The sequence below is a fragment of the Streptomyces sp. URMC 127 genome (assembly GCF_051386535.1).
In the GTDB taxonomy this organism is placed as follows: domain Bacteria; phylum Actinomycetota; class Actinomycetes; order Streptomycetales; family Streptomycetaceae; genus Streptomyces.
This window is the reverse complement of sequence record NZ_JBPQTW010000414.1, coordinates 1-2,163: the sequence shown is the minus strand read 5'-3', so window position 1 is coordinate 2,163 and position 2,163 is coordinate 1. Positions and strand designations below refer to the sequence as shown.

The following is a 2,163-nucleotide window of genomic DNA, read 5'->3' as shown; positions in this document are numbered from 1 at the left end:
CTCATGCCGCGCCCCATGCGGCGCCCCATGCCCGCATCCCGTACGGAACAGACCGCCGTGCGTCCCGGCCTGGGGCGAGCGCCAGCCGCAAGGCGTCACCAACGCGTCACCAGGGCGACGCCGTAACCGCTTACCGGGCCGCCGCCGCGACGCGTATCCGCCCCGCACCACAGATCCACCGCAACAAAACGCAAGCGCCCCCACCGCCGTAGCAGTGGGGGCGCCCGCGTACAGGAAGCGGTGGCGCGTCAGGCGCCGATCTTCACCCGCTTCGCGTCGTCGGCGACGGCACCCGCCGCCTCCGCGGCGGAGACCTCCCGCGGCGCCGGCAGCACAGCCATGATCAGAGCCGAGATGGCGATCGTGGCGGCCCAGCCCAGGCCGTACTTGCCGATGAACGTCGACGCCAGCGGGCCGGTGAACCAGTCGCACTGGGTGAAGCAGATGCCCGCGGCCAGCGCGACGGTCCAGGCCGTCATCGCCTGCCAGCAGAAGCCGCCCACGTACCAGTAGCGGCTCGTGCGGCCGGTGTCCATGAGGGCCTCCGCGTCGTACCGCACGGCGCGGGACTTGCGGCGGGCCATGTCGACCGCGTAGACGCCGATCCAGGCGGAGAAGGAGACCGCGAGCAGGATCAGGAAGGTGATGAAGGAGCTGAGGAAGCTCTTCGCCACCAGCATCAGCAGCAGGCCGCCGACCAGCGAGATGATCGCGTTGATGCTGACGGCCATGGCACGGGGCAGCTTGACGCCCATCGTCTGAGCGGTGAAGCCGGCCGAGTACATCGAGAGGCTGTTGATCAGCAGCATGCCCACAATGGCGGTGACCAGGTACGGGACGGCCAGCCAGGTCGGCAGGATGTCACCGAGGAAGGAGACCGGGTCGGGCGCCTCGGCCAGGTCGGGGGTGGCAACCGCCATGACCCCGCCCATGAGGACCATGGGGACCATCACGATGCCCGCACCGGAGACGGTCGCACCGACGATCTTCTTGCCGGACGCCGCATGGGGCAGGTAGCGCGCGAAGTCGGGGCCCGTGGGCACCCAGCTGATGCCGCCGGCGGCAATGGTGCCGATACCGGCGATCATCATCGCGGTGGTGCCGGCCGGCTTGGAGAAGACGTCGTCCCACTTGATGTTGGCGATCAGGTAGACGAGCACCAGGACGCTGAAGATGCCGAAGAGGTACGTCGACCACTTGTTGCACACGTTGAGCGCCTTGCGCCCCATGCCGCTCACCAGGAACGTGCACGCGACGAACGCGAAGAGCGTGACGACGATCAGCGGGGTGTTGCTCTTGACCCCGAAGACCAGGTCGAGAACGGTCAGCACCGCGTAGGCGCCGGTGACCGCGTTGATCGTCTCCCACCCGAAGCGCGCGACCCAGAGGATCGCACCGGGGAAGAGGTTGCCGCGGACGCCGAACGTCGCGCGGGAGAGCATCGCGCCCGGCGCACCGCCCCACTTGCCGGAGACCGACAGGACGCCGACCATGCCGAACGACGCGAGCGCGGCGCAGGCGGCGACGATCAGGACCTGCCAGAAGTTCAGTTTGTTGAAGACCACCAGGGCCGCGCCCATGGTGAGCAGCAGCACGCTGATGTTGGCGGCGACCCAGGTCGGGAAGAGCTCACGGACCCGGCCGTGACGCTCGTGATCCGGAACGGGCTCGATACCGCGGGTTTCTATCGCGCCGCCGGATTCGGCGGTGGACAGGTTGGACGCGTTGTCCATGTGGGGGGCTCCGTGCGGGTGAAGCGGGGCGGGAAGCCGGGGCAGAAAAGGTCTTCGGGGACTCTACGCGCGTCGCACAGCCCCACGCCATCGTACTTTGCTCCAACTTTAGCCCATTGGTGCGATTAGTCCTTGGAGGAATCCCTGAAGACGCACGTCACCGCGGAGGCCGCTCATCGGCGGCACGGTGTCCGATACTGGGGGCGTTATGGAAATCGTCATCCTTGCTGTAGTCATCGCTGTGGTCGCGCTCGGCGCGATCAGCGGGCTCGTGGTCAGCAGCCGTAAGAAGAAGCAGCTGCCCCCGGCCCCGCCGAGCAGCCCGTCCGTCACCGCGCCGCCCGCCGAGCCCCACGTAGGCGAGGAGGCCGAGCCCCCCAGCGCCGAGCGCGACCACAGCGATGACTACAGCAAGGATGACGATTTCCAT

The 2,163-nt window shown here is 68.3% G+C and carries 1 protein-coding gene and 1 pseudogene; one reads left to right on the top strand and one right to left on the bottom strand.

The features are described 5' to 3' along the window. Positions 1–248: 248 nt before the first annotated feature. Entirely contained in the window at positions 249–1,733 is a 1,485-nt protein-coding gene (locus ACSNOH_RS34570; RefSeq protein ID WP_436725406.1) for a purine-cytosine permease family protein, read from the bottom strand. Between the two features lie 208 nt (positions 1,734–1,941). On the opposite strand from ACSNOH_RS34570, the pseudogene ACSNOH_RS34565 reads away from it, so the two are divergent. Next, positions 1,942–2,163, top strand: a pseudogene (locus ACSNOH_RS34565) (hypothetical protein); the annotation flags it as partial.

Bases quoted from the DNA above. Each gene is read 5' to 3' on its own strand.
- ACSNOH_RS34570 (WP_436725406.1), bottom strand. From the start codon at position 1,733: ATGGACAACGCGTCCAACCTGTCCACCGCCGAATCCGGCGGCGCGATA.